This is a genomic window from Streptomyces sp. NPDC005799, from assembly GCF_040630525.1.
Lineage (GTDB): Bacteria > Actinomycetota > Actinomycetes > Streptomycetales > Streptomycetaceae > Streptomyces > Streptomyces griseorubiginosus_B.
On the sequence record NZ_JBEXXQ010000040.1, the window covers coordinates 1 to 19,351 of the forward strand.

Here is a 19,351-nt window from a genome sequence, read left to right on the forward strand (position 1 = left end):
GCCGCCGCTTCTGGGCCACCGTGCCCGCACGGCTGCGCCTGCTGCGCGCGGCCACGGTCCTGCCCGCGACCGCCCTGGCGGTGCTGCTGACCGTCGCCGGCCTGGCCGCGAACGGTATGTGGGACGGCGTGGCCGGTCGCGACGCGCCGCGCACGATCAGCGCCGCCGACCTCGACCTCGCCCTGAACGACATGGACGCCCAGGCCGCCAACATCCTGCTGTCCAACGGCGATGCGGGCAAGGGCCGCCTGCGGACGCCGTACGAGAAGGCGCTCGGCGTCTACGGCGACGCGCGGCGCGAGATCGGGCACGACCTGCGGGACCTGGCCGTCGCCGCGCAGGGGGACAGGTCCGACGAGCAGACGGTCGAGAACCTGACCGACGACTTCGCCGAGTACCAGGAGCTCATCGGACGCGCCTTGGAGAACGACGGGCGTGCGGGCGGCAGGCCGGCGGCCCTCGTGGACTACCGCAGGGCCACCGACCTGCTGCAGAGCAGGCTGCTGCCCGACTCCCGCAGGCTGGTGTCCTCGAACGACAGGGCCTTCGACGCGGAGTACACGGCGGCTCGCTCCACCCTCTCCGGCCAACTCCTCGCCGTCGTCGCCCTCGGTCTGCTCCTGCTGGTCGCCCTCGGGGCCCTGCAGGGGTACCTGATCCGCAGATTCCGGCGCGTCCTGAACCCGCCCCTCCTCGCCGCCACGGCGTGCGCGCTGCTCACGGTGATCCTCGGCGCCCAGATGCCGGCCTCCTCCGAGGCGAACCTGCGGGGCGCCCGACGGGACGCCTTCGACTCCGTCGTGGCCCTTTCCCGGGCCCAGGCGATCGCCTACGACGCCAACGCCGACGAGAGTCGCTACCTCCTCGACCCGCAGCGCCGCGACCAGTACGCACAGTCGTTCCTCGCCAAGTCGCAGCAGCTGTACGGCCTGAAGGGCGCGACTCTCTCGTCGTATGACGCCGACCTCGCCACTACCTGGCAGGCGTACGAGTCCGATCACCACGACCTGCGGTTCACCGGCGAGTTCCGGAGGGAGCTGGACAACATCACCTTCCCCGGCGAGCGGGCCGCAGCCGAGCGGACGGTGCGGACGTACGCCGTCTACCAGCGCGACGACCGGAAGATACGGGCCCTGCTGGCCGCGGGGAAGGAGAACGAGGCGGTCGAGTTCTGCATGGGCTGGGAGCCGGGCACCTCCAACGCGCACTTCGGGGCCTGGATGGCGACGCTGGACAAGGTGACGGACATCAACCGGCAGCACTTCGCGGCGTCTGTGCAGGCCGGACGCTCGGCTGTGAGGACCGAACTCCCTTGGGAATGCGGTCTGTCGCTGCTGACCATCGCCCTCACCGCTCTCGGACTGCGGGCCAGGCTGGCCGAGTTCCGCTAGGCGTCCGCCAGCCGGGCCTCCTCCAGGTCGAGGGAGCGCTGCAGCCGACGGCGGGTGGTGTCGCTGATGCGGTGGGTGTCGTACAGCCGCTGCAGTTCCACCGTCTCGACGGCGATCAGGTCACGGCGCAGCTGGCGGTAGACCAGATCGGCGGACTCGGTCGCGGCCACGGTGCCGTTCTGCTCCGTCAGGCGCTCGCGCGCGTCGTCGAGACGGGCGTTCAGACCCCGGCGCAGCCGGTCGAGGACGATGTCCGGTACGGCCTCCAGCTCCGCGAGCTCCTCCAGCCGGGCCAGGCCGGCGTGGGCGAGGTGGGAGCGGGCCTCGACCTCCTCGCGCTCGGTGTGGGCGGGCTCCAGGGCGATGCCGGAGCGGCGGACGACCGGGGCGAGGGTGAAGCCCTGCACGACGAGGGTGACGACCACGACCGAGGTGGTCAGGACGAGGACGAGCGGCCGGTCGGCGAGCGGGGTGCCGTCTTTTGCGATCTCCGGGATGGACAGGGCGGCGGCCAGTGGCATCACGCCCCGGGTGCCTGCCCAGGTCAGCACCACCGGGATCCGCCAGTTCATCCGGCCGACGGCACCTTTGCGTTGGACGACCGCCGACAGCGGGGCGATCCACAGCAGCCGTACGGCGACGAGCGTGCCGGCGACGGCGAGGGCGTACAGGGGCCAGGCATGGTCGCCGTCGGCCAGGGCCCGCACCTCCGCCGGCAACGCCAGGCCGATGAGAGAGAACACCACACTCTCCAGCAGGAAGACCACCGTGCCGTACACCGCGTGCAGTTGGAGCCGGATACGGGCGTTGGTGAGCCGGTCGCCCCGGCCGCCGAGGACGACCCCGGCGACCACGCACGAGGTCACGCCGGAGGTGTGCGCGACCTCCGCGAGCAGGTAGGCGGCGTACGGGGTGACCAGGGCGATCACCGTCTCCAGCACCGGGTCCTCGGTGCGCCGCCGGATCAGGGTGATCACCCCGGCCACCGCGCCGCCGATCAGGGTGCCGCCGCCCGCGAGCAGCAGGAACTGGCCGCCTGCCGCGCCCCAGTCGGCGGCCGCGGAGGCCACGGCGATGCCGGCCGCCACCCGCACCAGCACAAGGGAGGTCGCGTCGTTGAAGAGGCTCTCCGCCTGGACGAGCACCTGCACCTTCGGCGGCAGCGACAGGCGCCGCCCGAGCGCGGTGACCGCCACCGGATCCGTGCTGGCCAGAACCGCGCCCAACACGAACGCCATCTGCCAGGACAGCGGCGTCACCCACACCGCGACCGCGCTCACGGCGGCGGCCGAGGCCAGCACCAGCCCGATGGCGAGGATCCCGACCGGCTTCCACACCGCACGCAGCTCGCGCCAGGGCATCTCCTCGGCGGAGGCGTACAGCAGGGGCGGCAGCACGACCAGGCCGATGACCTCTGGGCTGATCTCGATCTGCGGGGTGCCCGGCAACAGTGCCACCGCGAGACCGGCGACGACCAGCAGGGAGGGCGCGGGGATGCGCCAGCGGCGGGCGAAAGTGGCGACCACCGTGGCCAGGACCACGAGGGCGAGAACCGTACCGACGCCGCGCATGCCGTCCCCCTGGGGCTCTTCGGGAAACCGCCATGGCTCCCGGCCGACCAGACTTCCCGGCACACCTGCCCTCACCCTATCGGTCCAGGTCACGTCAAGACAGTGTCAAGGTCTCCGGGCCCGGCGCCAAAGAAGCGCTAACGGCCGCGCCGGCCGGCCCGCAAAGAGGCTTCCTTGGGAGGAGGGATCCCGGGGGACAGGGGAGTTGATCAGTGAGCGGAGTGCGTCGGCGGCGATGAGTGACGGACGGCCCGGACGACTGAAGGTCTACCTCGGGGCTGCCCCGGGAGTCGGCAAGACCTACCGCATGCTCGACGAGGGACGCCGCCGTGCCGCCCGTGGGGCGGACGTGGTGGTGGGGTTCGCGGAGTGCCACGGGCGCCCGCACACCGAGGCGATGCTCGACGGCCTGCAGAGCATCCCGAGGGCGTCCTGCGCCTACCGCGGCGGACGCTTCGAGGAGATGGACCTGGCCGCGCTGCTCGACCGGCGTCCGCAGGTGGCGATCGTCGACGAGTTCGCACACACCAACGTGCCCGGCGACGGCCGCAACGCCAAACGCTGGCAGGACATCGAGGCACTCCTCGACGCCGGCATCGACGTGATCACCGCGCTGAACATCCAGCACCTGGAATCCCTCAACGACGTGGTCGAGAAGATCACCGGAGTGCCGCAGCACGAGACCCTGCCCGATGAGGTCGTACGCCGAGCCCACCAGGTCGAACTGGTGGACATGCCGCCCGAGGGGCTGCGCCGCCGGATGGCGCACGGCAACATCTACGCGCCCGAGAAGGTCGACGCCGCCCTCGCCAACTACTTCCGGCCCGGAAACCTCACCGCGCTGCGGCAGCTGGCGCTGCTGTGGGTCGCGGACCGGGTCGACGAGGCGCTGCAGGAGTACCGCTCGCAGCACGGCATCGGCGGGGTGTGGGAGACACGCGAGCGGGTGGTCGTCGCCCTGACCGGCGGCCCGGAGGGCGACACCCTGATCCGCCGGGCGGCCAGGATCGCCGACCGGTCGGCGGGAGGAGATCTGCTGGCTGTGCACGTCACCCGCAGCGACGGCCTCGCGGCAGGCGTCTCGCACGCCTCACTCGCCCGTCAGCGCAGACTCGTCGAGGCCCTGGGGGGCAGCTACCACTCGGTGCTCGGCGACGACGTGGCCTCCACGCTGGTGGAGTTCGCGCGCGCCGAGAACGCCACCCAGCTCGTGCTGGGCACGAGCCGCCGCGGCCGGCTGGCCCGGTTCCTGACCGGGCCCGGCACGGGGGAGACCGTCACCGAACTGTCCGGCGACATCGACGTCCACCGCGTCACCCATGAGCGAGCCGGTCGCGGCACCCTCCTGCCGTCGCGACGGCGCACTCTGTCCACGGCCCGGCTGATCGCCGGACCGGTGGCCGGGCTGGTGCTGCCGGTGCTGCTCACCCTCCTCCTCGCCCAGATGCGCGGAACGCTGAACCTGACGAGCGAGGCCCTGCTGTTCCTGCTCGCCGTGGTGGGCGTGGCCTGCATCGGCGGGGTCGCCTCGGCGGTGATCGCCTCCGTGACGGCGTCCCTGCTGCTCAACTACTGGTTCGTCCCGCCCATCGGAGCCTTCACGCTCGATGACCCGAACGCACTGCTGGCCCTGGCGGTGTTCGCGGTGGTGGCCGCCATAGTCGCCGCCGTCGTGGACCGGTCCCTGCGCCTGTCGCGCCGCTCGGCCCGTGCGACGGCCGAGGCGGAGACCATGTCGTCCCTGGCCGGCAGCATCGTGCGGGGCGAAGCGACCATCCCGGCGCTGCTGGAGCGGACCCGGGAGACGTTCGGCATGGAGTCCGCGGAGCTGGTCGACGAGCCGCCCGAGGAGACGGGCGCGACGGCCGTTCCCGCCGGTCCCGGTGCCTGGCTCGCACTGCGGGGCCGCACGCTGTCGTCGTCCGAGCGGCGGGTGCTGGCCGCGTTCGCCGCACATGCCGGCTCGGCGGTCGAGCGGGCCCGGCTCGCCGAGGCCGCCGCCGAGGTGGAGCCGGTCAAGGCCGCCGACCGGTTGCGTACGGCCCTGCTACGGGCTGTCGGCCACGACCTGCGCACCCCGCTGGCCGTCGGCTGGGCCGCCGTGGCCTCGCTGCGCAGCCGTGACGTCGAGTTCTCTGCGGAGGACCGGGACGAACTCCTCGCCACCGCCGACGAGTCCATGGCCAAGCTCAACCGCCTGGTGGAGAACCTCCTCGACCTCAGCCGCCTGGAAGCAGGCGCCCTTACGCTGAACCTGCGGGCCACCTCCCTGGAGGAGGTCCTCCCGATGGCCCTCGCGGACGTCTGCGACGTGGACGTGGCGGACCTGGAAGAGATCCCGGCGGTGCTGGCCGACCCACCGCTGCTGGAGCGGGTGATCGCCAACCTCGTCGGCAACGCCGCCCGCCACACACCGTCGGGGAAGAAGGTGCTGATGACCGCCAGTGCCCTGGCCGGCCGGGTGGAGCTGCGGGTCGTGGACCGGGGACCCGGTCTGCCCGCAGAGGACCGCGACCATCTCTTCGAGCCGTTCCAGCGCCTCGGCGACACCGACAACACCACCGGCCTCGGCCTCGGACTGGCCCTCGCCCGCGGTCTGACCGAGGCCATGAACGGCAGCCTCACCCCCGAGGACACGCCCGGCGGCGGCCTCACGATGGTCGTGTCGCTGCCGTTCGCCCCACAGCCCCTGAACGCCGTACCGACCGAGCAGAACGCGGGAGATGCGTGACGCCCTGGCGGCCGGTTTCACCGCCCCCGTCCAGGTGGCCCTCGCCTCGTCACCTTCCGCACGCACCTGTCGCACACCTACGCCGCTCTCGTCCTCGTCGCGGCGGTCGTTGAGGTGGCCGCGCTGGGCAGTCGTACGGCGGGCGTGGTGGCCGCGCTGTCGGCGGCGACCTGGTTCGCCCCGGGCGGAGCCGCTCTGTGATACGACATCACCGCGTCCAGGGAGGTCGGCACGGCGGTCCTGCTCCTTGGTCGTCGGTCTGATCGTGTCCCAACTGGCCGGCCCGGGCACGCAGCCTGGCGGCACAACGACGGCGGCGTGATGGTGGGCAGGCGCTCCTGGGGACGTGGACACGGCGGGCCGGCTCCAGGGCGAGATCGAACTGCGCGGTCGCGGCGCCCCCTGGCCGACCGGACGGGGGCCGCCCTGGACACCTCGGGGCCTGCCGGCTGAACCGACACGGAACTCACTCCAGGCCCGACGCCTTGAACACGGCGCGTGCGGTCTCCCGGTCCACGCGCCGGGAGATGCCCAGCAAGGCGGTCGCACCGCACAGCAGCAGCCCGTCGGCGGCGGCCTTTCGCGCGCCCTCGTCCAGGCGCAACCACAACTGCGGGTTGCGCACCAGGACCTCGGGATCGATCTCGACGCGACCGCCCAGAGCGTCCCGCAGAAGGAGCCGCTGCGAGATGCCGTCCAACCACCGGACCGACACCAGCAGGTCCGTCCGGACCCGGCGCTCACGCACCAGCCGGCGCGAGGCCAGCCAGTTCCCGCCGGCCGACACCCGCGCGGGATACAGCACCACGAAGAGCAGCCCGGCGAGGGCCAGCCACAGCGCGGTGCGCCACGGGGCGAGCCGGTCCGATCCCCAGTCGACCAGGAGCAGCAGAGCGAGCAGTACACCCGCGCAGCGGGCGGAACTCCACAACTGCTGTGTCCACTCACGGTCGTTCGTGGCCTCCCCGGCGCCGTCCGGTCCGTGGGCGTGCGCGTCGAGCGGTCCTCCGCATGCGTCGTCACGGCGTCCCATGACACCGACGCTAGTGATCCGAGAACCGCTCTCCATGTGCCTTGACGCGGCTCTGACGGAATACGGACGGTTCTTCATGACCTGCCCACCGGGCCCGTTGCCGGGTCATGGCAGGGGGGAATCCGTCCGTGGGACAGGCCGTCAAGATCCCGTCGGGTTCGGCCGCTCGGACCCTCGGCGACGAGGTCCGCGCGGTCACCGCCTGCTGTCCCGACCCCGAGGACCGGGCCCCGGCCCTGGCCGCGTACGTCCACGAGGTGGTCGCGACCGTAGCTGGCGACCGGGGTCACCGTGCTCATCCCGGAGGCGGAGCCTAAGCGGCACTACCGGCTGCGGTTCCGGATGCTGTGAGCCGCGTCACCGCTGGTCACGACTGCCTACCCACCGATACGGGAGCGGGCCGTATGAGTCCCGTCAAAGCCGTAAGGGTCGGCGTAAGAGAGCCGTCAACGGGTGGTCGGATGCGGCCGCAGAGGCGGTTTCCTCTAACCGTCCGCCTTTCATCGAACCTCACTCCAGGAGCTCGCGATGGCCGATCTGGCCTTCGTCGTCACCGTGATCGCGTCCTTCGCGCTGGTGGCCCTCGTCGCCAAGGGGGTGACCAAGCTGTGACCGCCGAGAACATCGTCGGCCTGATCGTGGCCGTCGCCCTGCTGGGTTATCTCGTCCTCGCCCTGATCTTCCCGGAGAGGTTCTGAGCCACGACATGGGTCCCGTCCTCGCCGGCGTCCTCCAGCTGCTCGCCCTCATAGGAGCGCTGGCGCTCGCCTACATCCCGCTCGGCAACTACATGGCCAAGGTCTACTCCTCCGACAAGCACTGGCGGGTCGAGAAGTGGATCTACAAGGGCATCGGTGCCAACCCCGACACTCAGATGCGCTGGCCCGCGTACCTGCGCGGTGTTCTCGCCTTCTCGGCGGTCAGTGTCGGCTTCCTCTACCTGCTGCAGCGGCTCCAGGGCGTTCTGCCCGGCTCGCTGCACTTCTCCTCGGTCAACCCGGCGCAGTCGTTCAACACCGCCGCGTCCTTCGTGACCAACACCAACTGGCAGTCGTACTACGGCGAGCAGACCATGGGGCACGTCGTGCAGACCGCCGGTCTCGCCGTGCAGAACTTCGTCTCCGCGGCCGTCGGCATCGCCGTCGCCGTGGCGCTGGTGCGTGGCTTCGCCCGCTCCCGTACCGGTGAGCTGGGCAACTTCTGGGCCGACCTGGTGCGCGGCACGATCCGGATCCTGGTGCCGGGCGCCGCGATCGCCGCGATCGTGCTGGTGGCGTGCGGTGCGATCCAGAACTTCTCCGGCATCCACGAGGTCGGCCAGTTCATGGGCGGCTCGCAGCAGTGGAACGGTGGCGCGGTGGCCTCGCAGGAGGCCATCAAGGAGTTCGGCACCAACGGCGGTGGCTACTTCAACGCCAACTCGGCGCATCCCTTCGAGAACCCGACGCCCTTCACCAACCTCTTCGAGATCTTCCTGCTGTTGGTGATCCCGTTCGCGCTGACCCGCACCTTCGGCGTGATGGTCGGCTCGGTCAAGCAGGGCTACGCGATCCTCGCCACGATGGGCACCATCTGGCTGGGCTTCGTCGCGCTGATGATGTGGACCGAGTTCGCCCACCACGGTCCGGCCCTGCAACTGGCGGGCGGGGCGTACGAGGGCAAGGAGGTCCGCTTCGGCGTCGGCTCCTCCTCCATCTTCGCGGTGTCCACGACCCTGACGTCCACCGGTGCCGTGGACTCCTTCCACTCCTCCTTCACCGGCCTCGGCGGCGGGATCGCGCTGCTCAGCATGATGCTGGGCGAGATCGCGCCCGGCGGTACCGGCTCCGGCCTCTACGGCATCCTGATCATGGCCGTGATCGCGGTGTTCATCGCCGGTCTGATGGTCGGCCGTACGCCGGAGTACCTGGGCAAGAAGATCGGCGCGCGTGAGATCAAGCTGGCCGCCTGCTACATCCTGATCACCCCGGCGCTCGCACTCGTCTTCACCGCTGCATCCATGGCGCTGTCGACGCCGCCGCACTCGATGCTCAACTCCGGGGCGCACGGCTTCTCCGAGGTGCTGTACGCCTTCACCTCGGCCTCCAACAACAACGGCTCGGCCTTCGCCGGCCTGAATGCCAACACCGACTGGTACAACACCATGACCGGTCTGGCCATGCTCTTCGGCCGCTTCCTGCCGATGGTGTTCGTCCTGGCGCTGGCCGGCTCGCTCGCCGAGCAGAAGCCGATCCCGGCGACCGCCGGCACGCTGCGTACCGAGAAGCCGCTGTTCACCGGCCTGCTGGTCGGCGCGATCCTGATCATCACCGGTCTGACCTACTTCCCGGCGCTGGCGCTGGGCCCGCTGGCCGAGGGGCTGGCGTCATGACCACCCGTACCGAGAAGTCAGAGGACTCCATGTCCACAGCCACCCCGACCCGGGCGCCGCACAGCGACGTACCCACCGGGCACAAGCCCGCCGAGGGACGTGTCGGCGCGGGCCTCTTCGACCCCAAGCAACTGCTGAAGTCGCTGCCGGACGCCTGCCGCAAGCTCGACCCGCGGGTGATGGTCAAGTCACCCGTGATGTTCGTGGTGTGGATCGGGTCCGTCCTGACCACCGTCTTCTCCTTCAAGGACCCCGGCGACTGGTTCGGCTGGGCGATCAGCGCCTGGCTGTGGCTGACCGTCGTCTTCGCCAACCTGGCGGAGGCCGTCGCCGAGGGCCGCGGCAAGGCGCAGGCCGACACCCTGCGCAAGGCCAAGACCGACACGGTCGCGCGCCGGCTGCTCAAGGACGGCACGTCCGAGGAACAGGTCCCGGGCACCGCCCTGACCATCGGCGACCTCGTGGTCTGCGAGGCCGGCGACATCATCCCGGGTGACGGTGACGTCATCGAGGGTGTGGCCTCGGTAGACGAGTCGGCGATCACCGGCGAGTCGGCACCCGTCATCCGTGAGTCGGGCGGTGACCGCAGCGCCGTCACCGGCGGCACGAAGGTCCTGTCCGACCGGATCGTCATCAAGATCACGACGAAGCCGGGCGAGACCTTCATCGACCGGATGATCAATCTGGTGGAGGGTGCCTCGCGGCAGAAGACGCCCAACGAGATCGCGCTGAACATCCTGCTCGCCTCGCTGACCATCGTCTTCCTGCTCGCGGTGGCGACCCTGCCGCCGTTCGCGGACTACGCGGGCACCCACCTGACGATGGTCGTGCTGGTGGCGCTCCTGGTCTGCCTCATCCCGACCACCATCGGCGCGCTGCTCTCCGCCATCGGCATCGCGGGCATGGACCGCCTGGTCCAGCGCAACGTCCTCGCCATGTCCGGCAGGGCGGTCGAGGCCGCCGGTGACGTCTCGACCCTGCTGCTCGACAAGACCGGCACCATCACCCTCGGCAACCGACAGGCGTCCGAGTTCGTGCCGGTCCAGGGCACCACCGAGGCCGAGGTCGCCGACGCCGCCCAGCTGTCGTCGCTCGCGGACGAGACGCCCGAGGGCCGCTCCATCGTCGTACTCGCCAAGGAGCGGTACGGGCTGCGCGAGCGGCACCAGGGGGAGCTCGCCGGGGCCGAGTGGATCGCCTTCACCGCCCAGACCCGCATGTCGGGTGTGGACGTCGGCGGGCGCAAGATCCGCAAGGGCGCGACCGGTTCGGTCATCGCCTGGGTGAAGGAGGAAGGCGGCACAGTGGCCGAGGACGCGGACACGCTCTCCAACGCCATCTCGCAGGCGGGCGGTACGCCGCTGCTGGTCGCCGTCAAGGACGATCAGGGCGCCCGCGTGCTGGGCGTCATCCACCTGAAGGACGTCGTCAAGGAGGGCATGCGCGAGCGGTTCGACGAGCTGCGCCGCATGGGCATCAAAACCGTCATGATCACCGGCGACAACCCGCTGACCGCCAAGGCCATCGCCGAGGAGGCGGGCGTCGACGACTTCCTCGCCGAGGCCACGCCCGAGGACAAGATGGCCCTGATCAAGCGGGAGCAGGCGGGCGGCAAGCTCGTCGCGATGACCGGTGACGGCACGAACGACGCCCCGGCCCTCGCCCAGGCGGACGTCGGCGTGGCGATGAACACGGGTACGTCGGCCGCCAAGGAGGCCGGCAACATGGTCGACCTCGACTCCAATCCGACCAAGCTCATCGAGATCGTCGAGATCGGCAAGCAACTCCTCATCACCCGAGGAGCGTTGACGACGTTCTCCATCGCCAACGACGTCGCGAAATACTTCGCGATCATCCCGGCGCTGTTCGCGACCGTCTACCCGGGCCTGGACAAGCTCAACATCATGGGCCTTTCCTCGCCCGACTCCGCGATCCTGTCCGCGGTCATCTTCAACGCGCTGATCATCATCGCGCTGGTGCCGCTGTCCCTGAAGGGCGTGCAGTACCGGCCGGTGAGCGCCGACAAGATGCTGCGGCGCAACCTGACGATCTACGGCATCGGCGGACTGATCGCGCCCTTCATCGGCATCAAGATCATCGACCTGCTCATCTCCCTCATCCCCGGGATCGGCTGACCGCCATGAACAACTCCGTATCGAACACCGCTCGGTTGCTGGGGGCGGCCCTGCGGGCCCTCCTCGTGCTGACCCTGGTGACGGGCGTCATCTATCCGCTCGTCGTCACGGGTGTGGCCCAGGCGCTGTTCCACGACAAGGCGAACGGTTCCGAGGTCAAGGCGGACGGCAAGGTCGTCGGCTCCTCGCTGATCGGGCAGTCGTACAACCTGCCGCTGAAGAAGGGCCAGCAGACCCCGGACCCCGACCTGAAGTGGTTCCAGGGCCGCCCGGCCAACGGGCTCGGCAGCAACAGCCTGAACACCCGGTACAAGCTGCTGCTGTCCGGCGCGACCAACCTCTCCGCCGACAGCAAGGTCCTGATCCAGCAGGTGAAGACGGCGAAGGCGGCCGTCGTCAAGGACAACTCGGTGCCCGGCTACAGGGTCAAGGCGTCCGCGGTGCCCGCCGACGCGGTCACCTCCTCCGGCTCCGGCCTCGACCCGGACATCTCCCCGCAGTACGCGCAGATCCAGGTCCACCGGGTCGCCGAGAAGAACGGCCTGTCGGTCGCCCAGGTCGAGAAGCTGGTCAAGGACCACACCGAGGGACGCACGCTCGGCTTCATCGGGGAGCCCCGCGTGAACGTCCTCGAACTCAACATCGCGCTCAAGGATCTTCTGGCAAAGCCTTGATGGGATTGGGTGACATGCGCGGGAGTTGGCGGCCGGGAGTCATCCTTGAGCCGTCAACTCCCGTTGACGTGGCGCCGGTTGCCTCGCGTCCGGTGCCGCCCGGCCCGGCGCACGACAGGAAAGGCACGCACCCATGACCAGGGTGTTGGTGGTGGAGGACGACCCGCAGCTCGTGCGGGCCCTCGTGATCAACCTGCAAGCGCGCAAGTACGGCGTCGACTCCGCGCCCGACGGGGCCACGGCCCTGCGGCTGGCCGCCGCCCGTCAGCCCGACGTGGTGATGCTCGACCTCGGCCTGCCCGACATGGACGGCATCGACGTCATCAAGGCCCTGCGCGGCTGGACCCGGGTGCCGGTCCTGGTCCTGTCCGCGCGGCAGGGATCCGAGGAGAAGGTCGCCGCACTCGACGCCGGCGCGGACGACTACATCACCAAGCCGTTCAACATGAACGAGCTCCTCGCTCGGCTGCGGGCCGCCGTCCGCCGCACCGAGGACACTCCGCTCGTACAGGAGACGACACTCGTCGAGACCGAGGACTTCAGCATCGACCTGCTCGCGAAGAAGGTCGTACGGGACGGACGGGACGTGCGGCTGACCCCGACCGAATGGCACCTGCTGGAGATCCTGGTCACCAACCCGGGCCGGCTGATCACGCAGAAGCACCTCCTGCAGGAGGTCTGGGGGGTCTCCCAGAGCAACAAGACCAACTACCTGCGCGTCTACATGGCCCAGCTGCGCCGCAAACTGGAGAGGGACGCCGCCCACCCCCGCTATCTGATCACCGAGCCCGGCATGGGCTACCGTTTCGAATCCTGACCGAGGGACGGCATGGCACTCGGCGTCGCGTTCGTGGAACACCACCACCGGCCGCGCACCGAGATGATGCTGCACGGCCTGGAGGAGATCTCGCGCAGGGAGATCGAGAACCGGGGCGGCACCTTCACCGAGATGGACGTGGACGCTCGACGCACTCCCTATCGCACGGGCAGCCTTGCGCGAGCCGGACGTGGCCGCCGCCCGCCTGGACGGTGCCGCCCGGGAGATCCGCCTGCTCGTCGACCATCGCGCTGGCCTGGTTGCCATCGACTCTGCCGGACGGGCAAGCGTCAGCTCAACGCGGCCATGCATCGGATCGCCATTACGCGGATCTGGTCTAAAGGAGCCATTGGACCCAACCGGCAGCCCCCCTTTCTTAAAGCTGGAGAGGGGCTGCATAGTTGAAACGGCCGTAGATCCAGTTGTCTCCACAGCCGTCCATGTTCCAGACACCCCCTGAGGTGTCGTATACGCAGGCCCGCCCGGCATCGCACTTGTAGGTCACGCCAGCAGATCATCAACGTGTTGCTTCCCGTGCTGAAGCTCGTTGGGGTGGTATGCGCATCTGCACGCGCGGTCGCCCGCGAGCCGGCCGGCTGGTTCTGGTCGCTGGCCGACCGAGCACGTCAGCATGCTGCGGTTGAGGGGGGCCAGTCACCCGGGCTCGACGAGCCGGGTCTCGTACGCAAGGATCACAGCCTGCACACGGTCGCGCAGTCGCAGCTTGAACAGGATGCGGCTGATGTGCGTCTTGACCGTCGCCTCGGCCAGGTGGAGTACCTCCGCGATCTCCGAGTTGGACAGTCCCAGGCCCACCTGGGTGAGGACTTCGCGTTCACGGGCGGTGATGCGGTCCAATCGGTGGTCCTCGCGCACCTCGCTGCCGGACCCAGCGGGAAGCTGGTGGGCGAAGTTCTCCAGCAGGAGCCGGGTGATCCGGGGTGCGACCACCGCGTCCCCGGCGGCAACGCAGCGTATCGCGGCCAGGAGTTCCTCGGGCAGCGCGTTCTTCAGCAGGAACCCGGAGGCTCCGGCCCGCAGCCCGGCGAAGGCGTACTCGTCGAGGTCGAAGGTGGTCAGGATCAGCACCTTCGCCTCGGGGCACTGCGTCACGATCCGTCCGGTGGCCTCGATGCCGTCCACACCGGGCATCCGTACGTCCATCAGGACCACGTCGGGCTGCAGTTCGCGAGTCAGGCGCACGGCCTCGGCGCCGTCACCGGCCTCGCCGATGGCCGCCATGTCGTCCTGCGCCTCCAGCACCGATGCCGTACACCGCACTGACATCTCGCACTCGGAGTGCGCATCCCCAGTCTCCGGCAGGCATCGTACGAACAAAGGAATAAAGTGCATACTATGGGCACAAATCGTGATGAAAGCCAGAACAGTGGCAGCGAGAATCAGCACAGCGGCGAAGCCGAGCGCAGGGCGGCCGAGAAATTCATCAGCGATCTGCTGGCGCGCGGCGAGGCGGTCTTCGAGGGTCAGGAGCCGACGCCGAGGACGACGCATGTGATCAAGCGCGAGGACGACGGACGGCTGACCGTCCGTCGTCTCCGCTTCCGCTGACTCCTCAGTCGAAGCACCGCCGGACCAGGGCAAGGCCCTCGCCGGTGGCGCTCCGCGTGATCTCGTGGGTCTTGAGCCGGGAGGAGCTCAGGTCGGTGAACGCGGTGTCGGTGCGGTGTTCCTCGGGCACGTGGACCCGGCCGCGGCGGAAGAGGTCCTCGAGGTAGGACGTGGCGACGTGCTCGGGGTCAGAGGGCCGCACCGAGCCGCCGGCGGGATCGGAGCCGGCGATGCCGAAGCGTCGCTCCTGCGCCGGGGCGGAGAGCGTGAGCGGCTGTGTGACGCCGTACGTCGCTCCGTGGACGGTGACGGCCGTCAGTCCCTCGTCGTCGCCACCACCGGGCGTCGCCTCGGTAATTCCAGCGCCTCGGCGTGCCACTTCCGGCTCGGTGACGGAGGCGGCGGCCTCGAGGGAGAGGATGCCGTGACGGATGAACGCCGAGCGCAGGGACGAGCCGTACGTGCCGCCGTAGCGACGCTGGTCCGCGGCGATCATGTGACCCGCTACCTGGGCGTAGTAGGCGGACACCACGGGGGCGGACACGACGGCGTCCACCAGCAGTTGCCCGGCGATCTCGGCCGCCCTGGCCAGGCCGGCCTGGTCCTGGAGGTCCTGCTGGCGGAAGATCCCGGCGACGATCTTCAGGAACGCGCCGCTGAACACCCGGGAGAACGAGTGCGGCTCGCTGGAAAGGATGCTCGCGGGCTCGTTCGGCGACAGCAGGACCGGGTCGCGGTAGAAGAAGTTGTTGGACAGGTTGCGCAGGCAGTCCGAGTCCACCGCGTTCGGGTGGCCCTGACGGATGGCCCAGCCCAGTTGCTCGGCCATCCGCGACACCCGCGAGGACAGTTCCAAGTCGCCCTGGGTCTCGGCCAGTACGGCGATCCGCAGCGATTCCAGCGCCAGCGAGCTCAGCAGGGCGCTGATGTCACCGAACGCCTCGTGCAGGGCGGCCGTCTCCGCGCTCGCCGTGTTGAACAGCTGGGGACGCAGGGCGTCGAGGACCGCATGCCCCTCCTCGTGCTGGACGACCTCGTTGCTCTCGCACGCGGCGACGGTGACGCCCGCGACCGTACGGCGGAAGAACCACAGGCCTCTACGGTCGTAGAAGGCGTTGAGGTCGTCTCCCGCGTTGAGGTGCGCCGTGAGAGCCCGTCCGACCTGCGGGTGCCACTGCGTTCCGGTCGGAACCAGCGGACCCCAGGTCTTGCTGGCCCTGCTGAGCGAGTCGGCCGCCACCCAGTAGCGGAATGCCTCGGTGCCGGGCCCGGCACCGTTCGGGTGCGGCGCGGCTTCCGCGATGGCCGTCGGGAAGGGCTGTGTGTCCAGCTGGGGGACGGGGTGCGGTACGGGCATGTTGACCTGCGGGGGAAAACCGGGGTCGTCCTCGTAGACCAGAACCGTCGGCACTGTCGCTTGCTGCGGTTGCACTGTCATGGCAGCTCCCTGAGAGAGGTGAGTGGCTGCGAATGCGGAGCACTTCCGGTGAAAAGCGCTCCCAGATACGGGAATTGACTGGTTGACGTACGCCGTCTCGTCAGGGAGTCAGCGTGATGGTGAAGTCGTCGGCGTCTCCTACGTCCTGGAGGCGGTAGCCGATCTGGGTCGCGTCGGTGCTGCTGGTCCATTCGCACCACTCGAACTTCTCCGGCGGCACCATCCGAGCGATGTCCCCGGCCCAAAAGGCGCCGTCCGCGGCCTGGGCGAAGTAGCACCAGTAGCGGTTGACGTCGTCGAGGTCGGCGGCGTGAACAACCTTGCTTTCTCCGGGTGCCAGGTTCCACCACCCCTTCTTCGTCCAGTCCCCGCCGTCAGGGCAGTTGGGCGTGTACCACATGATCGAGACCGAAAGAGGCTGCGGGTATTGGCTGATGAATTTCAGCATGATTGTTCTCCTGTCCTGACACGTTCTACGGCTGCTCCCGCACGGGCCGCACTTCGGGTCCGCGCGAAGTGCTCGCAGCGGGGCTCGGCCACTCGTGGGCAAGCTCGCTCTCGACGACACCGGGACGGTGCACCACGTTCACCGACTTGCGCGACCTGCTGTCTTCGGGGGGCGCACCGAAGTCGGCGATCGCGTCCACCTCGACCGTGTAGTGGTTGTCATTCGCCATCGCTCATACCTCATCTTTTTTCTGAGGGACGGGATTTCTGGCAGCCCGCTCACACCCGGATGACCACTCCGGTGCTCGTCTAATGGGGCTGCGGCCCAGCGCCCTGATGGGCCCGTGGACAGGCGCCCACCCCCACTTCTCTCCGCATCGCAGACGGCGGCGAATTGAGGGCGGGTTCTTTGACGGGTTATCCCAACGCAGCGCTCATCTTGGTGAATTCACCATGAGTGCGTTCCGCGCACCTCCGGGAGGCGGCTGCGCTGCCTACTTCACCATCCCTCACCTGGATAAGCTCTGCAACTGGACCGGCTTATACCCTTTTGTACGGTCCGCATGAATCCGGCTAAAGCTGTTTTGGAATCAACCGCCGGGGCGCACCAGGCCGTGATCGAAGGTGATGCGAACGGCGTGGGCGGGGTGGGCGGGGCCGCACAGAGCGAGTTTCTGGTGGTGCAGAGAGCGAGTTTGTGGTGGTGCACAGAGCGAGTTTGTGGCGGTGCCACGAGGCCTTCTCGCCTGTGCCACTCGGATGGCCCACTACCCGTGGCGGTGTTCCAGAGCAGTCCGCATTGTGCTCCAGGGCGCCATCCGCAAGGCCGGCACCCTGGGCGGTCGCACGAGGGGTGCATTCCGGGACGAGGCCAGGCGCCTCCTGTTGCAGCTCGCGGTGAGTGACGAGGTCGATCCGTGATGCCCCGGGACCGGTGCAGCGCCCGAAACTGGGAGCTGTGCGGATGTCGGGTGCAGCGATGCCGAAGCCGGCGAGCGTCTTTCAGTGCGGCCCGAGACCGTCAAGGCCCACCTGCGCAGCGCGAGCCGACTCTCTGCGTGAGCACGGCGCCGAGCCGCGACAGGCGGCACAGCTCGCGACTCGTCGCCGCCGGCGAGGGCATGGTGGCCATGTGCCACGCCAAGCGCAGCATCCAGCCCCTCGACGACACCGCCGAGCAGTTGCAGGCACTGACCTCACCGCGATCAACCACTGATCGAGCGCCCGAGGCCCAGCCGCCCTGCCGAGGCCACCGCGGTGGCTGGGGCTCGGCGCCATGAACGCACAACTTCGGCTCGCCAGGCCGCCCTTCAGACCCCACTTCCGCGACCCGCCTGGGGAGCGTTCTCGGACGGTCCGGCGGAGAGGTACGTGGTGCGAATGACAGCGGGGTCGCTCTGTGGGTTTGCTTGGACGACCGTCCTGGCCTCCAGAAGCTTGGAGGTCTCGGGATCGATGATCAGCCGGCTGCTTCCGCGCCCCATCCTGAGTTCGACAGCGGTGCCGCTGCGTCCCGCGCCGTCCTTGACGCGCCCGACCAGCCGTACGTGCGGGATGTCGGCGAGGACCTCGAAGAGCGCGGCACGCAGCCGGGGGTCGGCGGGTGCGTTGGCCAGCAAGGCGTCGATACCGTTGAAGAGTTGCTTGTCGGCCTTCGGTGCGCCGCCGGCGCCGTCGCCGTCGCCGCCAAGGAGCCTCGCCCTGAGAGCCTTCGGCTCGGTCGGAAGTGTCTTCAGCTGGTCCCAGGTGATCACTTCTTCGCGGCCCGGGACCATGCCGCCAACGTTCCATGACGTCAGCTCGTGCCGACCCTGCTGGGCGACGTGATAACCGGCCGTGAACCGCACGCGCCGGTCGGGTGAGAGGGCCCAGCCGTTGGCCAGCCCTGTGAACTCCATGACCTCGCCACCGGTGGATGTGCGGAGAAAACGGTTCCGGCTGAGCCACTCCGTGTCGGTCTCGGTCTTGGTCGAGGGCACCCCGCCTGGTACCGAAGAGGTCACCGACGTACGCGTCTCGACCTTCCAATACGGCGAGTTGGGGACTGACCCGGCGCCCGCGGTGCCCGCCATGCGGTGCAGGAAGCCCGCCGCGCCGACCTCGGCTGCCGGCGGACTGCTTCCGACACCGACGGTCGGGTAGACGGCGGCACCCACCGCGATGGCTGCGACCGCCGCGGCGGAGCCCAGGACGCGCCGCCGGTTGCGGTGGCCCCGCGGGGACGTGAGGGGCACCACCGTCTCACTGTCCGTCGCCGCCGCGCGAACCGCCGTGCGCGCGGCGCTGACGACCGAGGGACTCGGGGACGCGACATCGCCCGCGGCCCGCAGACGGTCGGCGCCGGGAAAGTCGAGGACATCGACGTCGTGCCTCAGCCATCGCCATGGCCGCCCTGGGAGCGACTTACGCGGGAGCCACTGCGAATGCCTCGCAAAGGGTCGCCGCCGCGTCCGCAGTCCCCAGGCGCCGCAGCCACACTCCCGTCACGCGGGCGCGGCGCTGTCACCCGGAGGCCGGCGCAGCAGGTGCAGACAGATGACGGCGGCGACGACGGTCCGCCGATCGCCCGCCTCCAGGCGGGGGTCCATGTCGACGACGTACTGCTGCAACCCGATCCACGAGTCGATGGTGCTCACCGTGACCCGCCCGAGAATCCCCTGGGTGGGCACTCCTTCCGGGGCGGTCTCGGTGAGATGCCATTGGGTGAACGGCAGCCCGGGCCGGGTGAGGAAGAGGTGGCGCCCCTGGTCCGTCCGGAGCCCGAGCTGGAGGGACTTGAAGAGTCCGGGGGCGCCCGCGTTGCCGACCTCCCGATGCGCGGCGTCAGTGAAACGGAACTCGGCCGGCCCGGAGTGCTCGATGCGGACGATGACCTCGCCGGACGTGTGGGTGAGGACGTAGTGCGTGTCGTCGGTGCAGGTGAGCGAGGCCAGCGTGGCTCCCTCCGGGGTCGACACGGCCAGGGCGGGACCCAGGTATCTGCGCCACCGCGAGCGCTTCGGCTGCCCGACCACTACGGCATCCAGGTCGAACAGACCGGGCTCCGTCTTCGGTACTTCGTCCTCCGCCACGATTCCCCCCCTCGACCGAGTAGGTTCACTGTGACGGAGAACCGGCCCAACTCCCATCCCCCAGGCAAGCATTGGCGAGACATCGTCATGTCCGCGGTCGAGG

General features: G+C 69.6%; 18 protein-coding genes and 1 pseudogene. 10 read left to right on the plus strand and 9 right to left on the minus strand.

Annotated features, from left to right (window positions below):
* Window positions 1-1,391, plus strand: a 1,391-nt coding sequence (locus ABZ453_RS33215) for a hypothetical protein (protein WP_359020772.1), incomplete at its 5' end; no start/stop codon positions are given.
* On the opposite strand, the gene ABZ453_RS33220 is transcribed toward ABZ453_RS33215, so the two are convergent.
* Window positions 1,388-2,962, minus strand: coding sequence for a Na+/H+ antiporter (locus ABZ453_RS33220; protein WP_359020774.1), 1,575 nt, complete (start codon window positions 2,960-2,962; stop codon window positions 1,388-1,390). The two genes, ABZ453_RS33215 and ABZ453_RS33220, sit on opposite strands and share 4 nt — an antisense overlap.
* A 235-nt stretch (window positions 2,963-3,197) precedes the next feature.
* On the opposite strand from ABZ453_RS33220, the gene ABZ453_RS33225 reads away from it, so the two are divergent.
* Window positions 3,198-5,693: an ATP-binding protein gene (locus ABZ453_RS33225; RefSeq protein WP_359020776.1), complete on the plus strand. Its 2,496-nt coding sequence runs from the start codon at window positions 3,198-3,200 to the stop codon at window positions 5,691-5,693.
* A 77-nt stretch (window positions 5,694-5,770) separates the two neighbouring features.
* Here the strand turns inward: ABZ453_RS33225 and ABZ453_RS33230 are convergent, their stop codons facing one another.
* Window positions 5,771-5,926, minus strand: a complete 156-nt coding sequence (locus ABZ453_RS33230; protein ID WP_359020778.1) for a hypothetical protein — start codon at window positions 5,924-5,926, stop codon at window positions 5,771-5,773.
* A 233-nt stretch (window positions 5,927-6,159) separates the two neighbouring features.
* Window positions 6,160-6,726, minus strand: a complete 567-nt coding sequence (locus ABZ453_RS33235) for a hypothetical protein (RefSeq protein ID WP_359020780.1) — start codon at window positions 6,724-6,726, stop codon at window positions 6,160-6,162.
* A 128-nt stretch (window positions 6,727-6,854) separates the two neighbouring features.
* On the opposite strand from ABZ453_RS33235, the gene ABZ453_RS33240 reads away from it, so the two are divergent.
* From ABZ453_RS33240 to ABZ453_RS33270, 7 genes and pseudogenes are all read left to right on the plus strand, one after another.
* A complete protein-coding gene (locus tag ABZ453_RS33240; RefSeq protein WP_359020782.1) occupies window positions 6,855-7,043 on the plus strand; it encodes a hypothetical protein in 189 nt (62 codons plus the stop codon).
* Between the two features lie 291 nt (window positions 7,044-7,334).
* The gene (gene kdpF, locus ABZ453_RS33245) at window positions 7,335-7,424 is read left to right on the plus strand and encodes a K(+)-transporting ATPase subunit F (RefSeq protein WP_037659531.1); all 90 of its coding nucleotides are present in this window, start codon (window positions 7,335-7,337) and stop codon (window positions 7,422-7,424) included.
* 8 nt (window positions 7,425-7,432) lie between these two features.
* On the plus strand, window positions 7,433-9,097 hold the full coding sequence (gene kdpA, locus ABZ453_RS33250; protein ID WP_359020784.1) for a potassium-transporting ATPase subunit KdpA: 1,665 nt from the start codon (window positions 7,433-7,435) through the stop codon (window positions 9,095-9,097).
* Window positions 9,094-11,232: a potassium-transporting ATPase subunit KdpB gene (gene kdpB / locus ABZ453_RS33255; protein ID WP_359020786.1), complete on the plus strand. Its 2,139-nt coding sequence runs from the start codon at window positions 9,094-9,096 to the stop codon at window positions 11,230-11,232. The genes kdpA and kdpB overlap by 4 nt, the downstream gene beginning before the upstream one ends.
* A gap of 5 nt (window positions 11,233-11,237) precedes the next feature.
* Complete coding sequence (locus ABZ453_RS33260) at window positions 11,238-11,906, plus strand: potassium-transporting ATPase subunit C (RefSeq protein ID WP_359020788.1); 669 nt, start codon at window positions 11,238-11,240, stop codon at window positions 11,904-11,906.
* Between the two features lie 133 nt (window positions 11,907-12,039).
* On the plus strand, window positions 12,040-12,723 hold the full coding sequence (locus ABZ453_RS33265) for a response regulator (RefSeq protein WP_359020790.1): 684 nt from the start codon (window positions 12,040-12,042) through the stop codon (window positions 12,721-12,723).
* A gap of 18 nt (window positions 12,724-12,741) precedes the next feature.
* A pseudogene (locus tag ABZ453_RS33270) lies at window positions 12,742-12,870 on the plus strand (hypothetical protein); the annotation flags it as partial.
* Window positions 12,871-13,377: 507 nt separating this feature from the next.
* On the opposite strand, the gene ABZ453_RS33275 reads toward ABZ453_RS33270, so the two are convergent.
* Window positions 13,378-14,010: a response regulator transcription factor gene (locus ABZ453_RS33275; protein ID WP_359020792.1), complete on the minus strand. Its 633-nt coding sequence runs from the start codon at window positions 14,008-14,010 to the stop codon at window positions 13,378-13,380.
* Between the two features lie 69 nt (window positions 14,011-14,079).
* Here ABZ453_RS33275 and ABZ453_RS33280 point away from each other — a divergent pair, with 69 nt between their 5' ends.
* Entirely contained in the window at window positions 14,080-14,292 is a 213-nt protein-coding gene (locus tag ABZ453_RS33280) for a hypothetical protein (RefSeq protein ID WP_359020794.1), read from the plus strand.
* 4 nt (window positions 14,293-14,296) lie between these two features.
* On the opposite strand, the gene ABZ453_RS33285 is transcribed toward ABZ453_RS33280, so the two are convergent.
* From ABZ453_RS33285 to ABZ453_RS33305, 5 genes are all read right to left on the minus strand, one after another.
* Window positions 14,297-15,730: a hypothetical protein gene (locus tag ABZ453_RS33285; protein WP_359020796.1), complete on the minus strand. Its 1,434-nt coding sequence runs from the start codon at window positions 15,728-15,730 to the stop codon at window positions 14,297-14,299.
* Between the two features lie 100 nt (window positions 15,731-15,830).
* Window positions 15,831-16,178 (minus strand): DUF1036 domain-containing protein, encoded by a 348-nt coding sequence (locus tag ABZ453_RS33290; protein WP_359020798.1) that lies wholly within the window; start codon window positions 16,176-16,178, stop codon window positions 15,831-15,833.
* A gap of 25 nt (window positions 16,179-16,203) precedes the next feature.
* Complete coding sequence (locus tag ABZ453_RS33295; protein ID WP_359020800.1) at window positions 16,204-16,407, minus strand: hypothetical protein; 204 nt, start codon at window positions 16,405-16,407, stop codon at window positions 16,204-16,206.
* Window positions 16,408-17,487: 1,080 nt separating this feature from the next.
* Window positions 17,488-18,633, minus strand: a complete 1,146-nt coding sequence (locus ABZ453_RS33300; protein ID WP_359020937.1) for a CU044_5270 family protein — start codon at window positions 18,631-18,633, stop codon at window positions 17,488-17,490.
* A 27-nt stretch (window positions 18,634-18,660) separates the two neighbouring features.
* On the minus strand, window positions 18,661-19,248 hold the full coding sequence (locus ABZ453_RS33305; protein WP_359020802.1) for a hypothetical protein: 588 nt from the start codon (window positions 19,246-19,248) through the stop codon (window positions 18,661-18,663).
* Window positions 19,249-19,351 lie beyond the last annotated feature (103 nt).